The organism is Desulfogranum marinum (genome assembly GCF_016918565.1).
Taxonomy (GTDB): Bacteria; Desulfobacterota; Desulfobulbia; order Desulfobulbales; family Desulfobulbaceae; genus Desulfogranum; species Desulfogranum marinum.
This window is the reverse complement of sequence record NZ_JAFFQD010000030.1, coordinates 65945-72468: the sequence shown is the minus strand read 5'-3', so window position 1 is coordinate 72468 and position 6524 is coordinate 65945. Positions and strand designations below refer to the sequence as shown.

Below are 6524 nucleotides of genomic sequence, written 5' to 3'. Positions count from 1 at the left end.
ACCACCAGGGTTCAGACGGCTATGGCAGACTATCGATGGTCAACAGAATCAGTGGCTAGAGACAAACTGTTCTTGGAGTACCTGGGGATAGGTGCCAAGTAGTGTACGCTTTAAACGACTTTCAGGTGACTACTGCTGTACCTATGATAATTGAAACCGAGGTGGCAATGCCACGGTATGGTATGACTTTCAGTCCATGGTCAAATTGGAGTGAAGAAAATACTCCTCCGAACTGGTGGACAGGGAATAACAAGGTCAAGCATCATAGGAGTGAGCATTTCAATCAGGCTAACCTAAAAAATGTTCTTAACGCAACAGCAGGTTTACTGATCCTCCTGTTGCTATTTTACAGCAAAGATTTAGACTACTTGGATCCAGCGCCTAAGCTTTTTATGCCCAAAAGATTTGTTAGCGAGGAAGGTAATGGCCTTCGCTTAATTATTCCTGACGGAACGACATTGCCTTGGTCTTAAAAAGACTTCAAAATATAAGCATTAGACTGATTGGTAAAAGTCCAGATATCTCCTATGGACTTGGAACGACTAAGCGCACACATTGTGTGCAAAAACGAGAGAGTTGCAAATGAAAAAAGACGTAATCGTAGTACGGGCAAATGAAAATTTAGATAAAAAAGTAATTGATCAAATGCTAGCTCAAGGCTTTGCCCCTGGATTTAAAGCGTCTGCGTCAAGAGTCTCAGGTGAAATTCAATACATTATTATCACGAATACTGATAATGATCGAGCTGTGCTGGCTAATGTAACAAAAGTATCTGCTCATGTTGCTACTCAGCAAACTGAACAGAATTTAACAGGCCGAATAGACATATATTTTTCCGATCCAAAGGCAATAAGTCCAGAAGATTTATACAGCAATGTTGATTTCAACAACTCAAATCCTGTTAGGTATATTGAAAAATATTGGATTTAAGAGTTGCGTACAACCAGCATCTCACACTTTGCCTATAACTATTTATTTATAAAAATATAACTATAAATAACAATGTGATTACCACTGAATTTCAGCCACATTTATTTTGGGGGTTAGTCACTATATGATAACCCCGCTATGTCATAATCAACCAAGATCAAAACAAATGGGAGATTAAGACATGGCTAAAAATCCAATTCAGTTTCAAAAAGGTCTGAGTTTGACAGCTTTTCTTGCCCAGTACGGTGACGAATCAAAATGTTACCAAGCTCTGTTTACATTCCGCTGGCCTCAGGGCTTTGTATGTCCCAAGTGCGGAAAAACCGGCCATTGCCAAATTGCATCGCGAAAGGTTCTTCAATGCAATTATTGCCACACTCAAACATCGTTGACCGCCGGGACCATATTTGCATCGACCAAACTGCCGCTTACGGTGTGGTTCCTTGCGATATACCTCATTAGCCAAGCCAAAACCGGTATTTCTTCATTGCACCTTGGCCGCCCCTCGGTAATACAGTTTCAACCTGACGTGTATATCCCTTTGTAAATCGGTAGACTTTTCCCAAACGCACAATTTTCCGATTTCAACTTACTTTGCACAATCAGTCAAGGCCTACACATCCCACACGGTCGATACCCTGCGCTCAGGGCCTTTGCCCTGGTAGCAAATTCAAGCGTACAATTTTTGCAGTTGAAGTGTTTGCAGCCAGGCTTATGAAAAACATGGCTACTGGTGTTCCCATGAAAGCCAGTCTGTCCAATTCCTCTATCTTTTCCCTTATGCCGCCATTCCCAAGGTGCCATTGCATGCGGATCTTGCCACAACCCAAGCCTTTGTTTTCTAGCACGCTTTTCATCTTTTAGCCAATCCCTACAAAACGAATCTTTACAGTACTTTTTGTAAACCCAAGCGTATCCAGATTTGACAAGCGATCTGTTCAGACTTTTCCCTTCAACGTTTACTAAGGCTACTGTCCTTCCATATCTATCTTTGTCTGTTTCCTGTACATCGACTATTTTGCCAGCAACCATACTGGACGTGAATTTCTTTGCTTTGTTTCCGAACGCCTGCTTTTTTTCAGGGGTGTCGACTCCGTGCAGGCGGATTTTGACTTGCTGTCGATTATGAAGGACTTTTATGGTATCGCCATCAGATATGCCGATTACTTTGCCTGTCCATGCGTGAAGGTTTGATGGAAGGAGTAGGAGGGCGGTAAGGATGAAGATATGAATATGTGCCATTTTCAGTGATTAAATGAAGTATAACTATTATAAAGCTGATGCTGAAATTCAAAATTTCGTTTTATATCTGCCAAAATAATTTTTAACCTATCAACCTAACAACAGCAGGTAATTAGAAAACTAAATCATGCAAAAGTATGTATCTTATTTAAAATACATCCAATTTATGCAGCAATTTTTATTTTTGCAAGTATTGGTATGTTTAATTTTTTATAAGAATAGGTTGATAACTGTTAATTTAGCTCCTGCATCAATTAAAAAAGAAGGGGCAGGGTACGATCTTCCCATTGCTCTGGGGATCCTCGCTTCTTCAGGGATTATTCCGTCTGACACTTTTGCTGACACTGCAGTTGTAGGAGAACTTTCTTTAGATGGTTCGGTAAAGAGAATTCGCGGGGTGTTATCAATGGTACTTGCTGCCAGGGATAATGGAGTGAAACGTTTTTTAGTGCCCGCTGAAAATGCCTCAGAGGCTGCGGTTGTTAAAGGTATAGCTATTGTCGGTATCGAGCGAATTGATCAAGCCGTAGAGTATCTGGCCGGAGCGCTGGCTATCGAGCCGGTGGAAGTTGATCTTGATGTTTTTTTTGGTGCGACTAACCGGTATCAAGACGATTTTAGCGAAGTCAAAGGCCAAGAGCATGTAAAACGAGCATTGGAAGTGGCCGCAGCAGGCGGACATAACATTTTGCTCAGCGGGGTGCCTGGAACCGGCAAGACCATGATGGCAAGGCGATTGCCTGCTATTTTACCAGACCTGACGCTGGAAGAAGCGCTGGAGACAACAAAGGTTTATTCTGCAACCGGAGCCTTACCGCCCGAAATACCGTTGATGGTGACTCGTCCGTTTCGCGCACCCCACCACACCGTTTCTGATGCCGGTCTTATCGGCGGTGGGCATATACCTCGGCCGGGCGAGGTGTCGCTTGCCCACAATGGAGTTCTTTTTCTGGACGAACTGCCTGAATTTAAGAAAAACGTGCTTGAAGTGTTGCGACAGCCAATGGAAGATGGGCATGTTACCATTTCCCGTGCAGCAATGAGTCTTTTTTTTCCTGCCCAGTTTATGTTGGTTGCAGCCATGAACCCATGTCCATGCGGGCACCTTGGGGACCCGTTCCATGAGTGCACCTGCAGTCCGGTTCAGGTGCAGCGATACCGGAGCCGGCTGTCAGGACCCCTGTTGGACCGAATCGATATGCATGTGGAAGTGCCGGCTGTCCAGGTGGAAAAGCTTACTCAGGCATCTCCAGGTGAATCTTCTGCTGCAATCAGGCAACGGGTAAACACTGCAAGAGCGGTTCAGTCTGAGCGGCTTCACTCGGATAAGTATGTGTACTGCAATGCGCAGATGTCTTCCCGCAATATAAAAAATTATTGTCAGATTGATGACCCATCCCGTAAGCTTTTAGAGAATGCCATTGCCAGGCTTGGCCTTTCAGCACGGGCGTATTACAGGATTCTCAAGATTGCCAGAACCATTGCCGATCTTGAGGGTGTTGAGGATATCCAGGTTTCTCATATTGGAGAAGCTGTACAGTATCGCCGGGTCCAGTATGAAAAATAAGGCGCCTTTTGCCCAGTTGAAGAGCGTTTGCAGGTTATGGCATTTTTTTTTGTATATACGGAAAATGTTTTTATTGTTTTGCGGATCATCTCTACATCTGCACGACATGTGCGTACTGCTATCAACCCTAATTTCTCATGAACATTGTGTCAACCTGTCAAATTACAAACAATTCTTATATGTTACAGAAGCTAAGATGAAGTTGAAAGTTTTTCACAATGTTCACCAACGGTCAGTCCATCCAGCACCATTTTCTTCAGTATTTTGGCAATGAATATAGGCGACTATCGGAGTCTACGCTTACCTATTCATTACCAAAAACTTTGAACCTGGCGCTGCCTGAACTGATGAGAAATCCAGGCTAAAACTATGCTGCTCAAATATACTGCAATTCATAAAAATATAGTGAGCGCTTTTGTGTTGCTCATAGTGCTGGCGGCAGCATGTTATGTTTTAACTGTCAACCTGACGCCTGTACCTGATCCGGCAGACCTGGTCCCCGCAAATACTGTTGCATTTGTTAAGGTGAAAGACCTCGCAGATGTCGCGCTTGCCCTGAAAAAATCTCCGGTGGGCAAACAGTTGATGGCCCCGGAACTTGGTTCTATTCTAGATGAGCTTGGCGCGGAACAGGGTTTACGAGAGAAGGTTTTAGAAATTGCTGCAGTTTTTAAAAAGCTGGTTGAGCATCCTTTGCTGCACGTCATTTTTGGCAGGCAGGCTGGTTTGGCTCTTTTGCCTGCTGAAGTTAACGCAGTTGAGCCTGCTGTTCACTTTGCTCAAAACTTAGTTCTTGTTGCCCAAACAAAAGTGCCGATTGCTCCCGGCTTGCTTTTCTCCAGGTTTGTGCCGGAAAATGTTTCTACCAGTAGTAGTGTTTATTATGGAACTACGATAACATCAGTAGTGTTGGAAAATGGGATCACCCTTTACTACGCACTCCTTGAGCAAAATCTTATTTTTGGGCTTGACCCTCGGCCGGTACAGCGATGTATTATTCTTGCCGGAGACCGGTTGCTGCGGCCGGGGTTGACCCTCTATCAGGAAAAGGCTTATCAGCAGGTTTTAAAGAATTCGAAACATAAAGAAAATGCACTGATGTATGTTAACTTGGCCGGTGGTGTGTCGCAGTGGGCTGGACTTACAGGGAATAGTGATAACAGGATACGGGTTGGTGAAGAGGAACGACTTTTTTTGTTGCAGCGGTCAGGGGTCAATAAAAATACTATTCGGCTGGTTCTCAAAGGATATGGGCAACGGCCAACCGGTATTATCCAGCGTTACCAACTGGCATCTCCGATTGTAAATCCCCACCTACAGCAAATACCTTCCGGTACTGCTGTTTATTTTTGGAGCAATTGGCTGAATTTTTCCAAGTTTTGGTTAGTCGCATCCCAAGCACCTACCTTGAAGACAGCAACGGTGATGTTTTATATTGCCCAGCAATTCTATGAACATACCGGGACCGATATTTCGACCTTTGCCTCCCTGCTGGGTGAGCAGTTTGGTTTTTTTATTAAAGAGGTGCCATCTGCAACGTTTGCAACCGTCCCTATGCTTTGTTTGCAGTTACAAGTACGCGACCCTGCTGCGATGAAAAAAATGCTGAAAAAACAGCTGAGTGGGGTGAAAACCCATGTAACTCGAATAGATAATGTTGAAGCGGTTTCCGTGGTGATGGCAGGGGGGCTTATTCAACCAACCTATATTATCATAGATGAGTGGCTTATTATTGCTGATCACATAAACCAGATCAAAGAGTTTTTGGAGAGTAGAAAAAAAACGCTTTTTGCCGATAAAGCCTTTGTAAAGGTCAATAATGGGTTTACTCAGAAAAGCAATGTACTCCATTATGCAAGAATTGATAAAGTGAATCAGGGACTGCTGCATTTATTATATTGGGGTATAAGTACCATGGAGGGAGCTCATGGGCTTACCAGCAAGCAACAACGTTTGCTTATGGAGCGGTGCGTACTTCCTGTGTTTAAGAGTCTTGCCAAGGTCCGGTCTCAGGGAATACGCGTTGTGAGGCAGGCCGAAGATCTGGTGGTGGAAGTTAATTTGTTGTACACTTTGCAACGAAAAAATGAAAAGATAAAAAAGTAGGTGCTTTCAAGGTATCTGCTGTTACCTATATATAACTATGGAAAAACTTGTAGCTGATCTGAAAGAAATACTTCCTTTTAAACAGACAACTGGTGTCGGTGATGTGGTTATTGTGGTTGCCAAGGAGCCGCAGCTTTTAACGTATGCAATGATCAGTAAAATAGAACGTGATGATACCAGGAAGAACGAATGGTGGCATGTGACCATGCAGTTTCTAACTATTCCTTTGCAGGAGGTTACCTGGACACTTCGCACACCGCAATTTACCGGGCAAGAAATTTTTACTATGGGAGGTGAAGGGCGTTTTATTCAAGCCGTTGATTTTAACTTCGAAGATGAGGCAGTACAGCCGGAACCGATCAAAGGCAGTACACCGATTCCCATGAAAAAAGGCATCCGAAGAATAAAGTGAGCCAGGTTATTGCGTCATATAACATAGGCAACAGCAACGGTGTACATGGCCGGGTGGCTACCAAGCTGGCGGAAATAGCCCTTGAATTTGATGTGGAGGTCCTGATTGAACATAATGGTTCTCAGGTGAGTTGTGATTCTATTCTCGATGTACTTTCCATGGCGTTGGTCCATGGAAGTGAGGTACAGGTAATTTTGTCAGGAGAGAAGGCTCGATCAGCCTTGGTTGAGATAGGGGCTGTGTTAACTGCAGAAAACGATCCGTGAG

The 6524-nt window shown here is 43.9% G+C and carries 7 protein-coding genes and 1 pseudogene; 7 read left to right on the top strand and 1 reads right to left on the bottom strand.

What is annotated here, in order from left to right:
- The first annotated feature begins 143 nt into the window (after window positions 1-143).
- The 3 genes and pseudogenes from JWH17_RS16050 to JWH17_RS16040 form a co-directional block, all read left to right on the top strand.
- Window positions 144-473 carry a hypothetical protein gene (locus JWH17_RS16050; protein WP_205223651.1) on the top strand — a complete coding sequence of 110 codons (330 nt, stop codon included), beginning with the start codon at window positions 144-146 and terminating at the stop codon, window positions 471-473.
- 109 nt (window positions 474-582) lie between these two features.
- Window positions 583-930, top strand: coding sequence for a hypothetical protein (locus tag JWH17_RS16045; RefSeq protein WP_205223650.1), 348 nt, complete (start codon window positions 583-585; stop codon window positions 928-930).
- Window positions 931-1111: 181 nt separating this feature from the next.
- A pseudogene (locus tag JWH17_RS16040) lies at window positions 1112-1432 on the top strand (transposase family protein); the annotation flags it as partial.
- Window positions 1433-1536: 104 nt separating this feature from the next.
- Here the strand turns inward: JWH17_RS16040 and JWH17_RS24670 are convergent.
- On the bottom strand, window positions 1537-2172 hold the full coding sequence (locus JWH17_RS24670) for a thermonuclease family protein (RefSeq protein WP_205223648.1): 636 nt from the start codon (window positions 2170-2172) through the stop codon (window positions 1537-1539).
- Window positions 2173-2299: 127 nt separating this feature from the next.
- Here JWH17_RS24670 and JWH17_RS16030 point away from each other — a divergent pair, with 127 nt between their 5' ends.
- From JWH17_RS16030 to JWH17_RS16015, 4 genes are all read left to right on the top strand, one after another.
- Window positions 2300-3739, top strand: a complete 1440-nt coding sequence (locus JWH17_RS16030) for a YifB family Mg chelatase-like AAA ATPase (RefSeq protein WP_205223647.1) — start codon at window positions 2300-2302, stop codon at window positions 3737-3739.
- A 369-nt stretch (window positions 3740-4108) separates the two neighbouring features.
- On the top strand, window positions 4109-5845 hold the full coding sequence (locus JWH17_RS16025) for a hypothetical protein (RefSeq protein WP_205223646.1): 1737 nt from the start codon (window positions 4109-4111) through the stop codon (window positions 5843-5845).
- A 37-nt stretch (window positions 5846-5882) separates the two neighbouring features.
- Complete coding sequence (locus tag JWH17_RS16020) at window positions 5883-6257, top strand: hypothetical protein (protein ID WP_205223645.1); 375 nt, start codon at window positions 5883-5885, stop codon at window positions 6255-6257.
- Window positions 6254-6523, top strand: a complete 270-nt coding sequence (locus tag JWH17_RS16015; RefSeq protein ID WP_205223644.1) for an HPr family phosphocarrier protein — start codon at window positions 6254-6256, stop codon at window positions 6521-6523. Before JWH17_RS16020 ends, JWH17_RS16015 begins: the two co-directional genes overlap by 4 nt.
- Window position 6524 lies beyond the last annotated feature (1 nt).

Bases quoted from the DNA above. Each gene is read 5' to 3' on its own strand.
- JWH17_RS24670 (WP_205223648.1), bottom strand. From the start codon at position 2,172: ATGGCACATATTCATATCTTCATCCTTACCGCCCTCCTACTCCTTCCA.
- JWH17_RS16050 (WP_205223651.1), top strand. From the start codon at position 144: ATGATAATTGAAACCGAGGTGGCAATGCCACGGTATGGTATGACTTTC.
- JWH17_RS16045 (WP_205223650.1), top strand. From the start codon at position 583: ATGAAAAAAGACGTAATCGTAGTACGGGCAAATGAAAATTTAGATAAA.
- JWH17_RS16030 (WP_205223647.1), top strand. From the start codon at position 2,300: ATGCAAAAGTATGTATCTTATTTAAAATACATCCAATTTATGCAGCAA.
- JWH17_RS16025 (WP_205223646.1), top strand. From the start codon at position 4,109: ATGCTGCTCAAATATACTGCAATTCATAAAAATATAGTGAGCGCTTTT.
- JWH17_RS16020 (WP_205223645.1), top strand. From the start codon at position 5,883: ATGGAAAAACTTGTAGCTGATCTGAAAGAAATACTTCCTTTTAAACAG.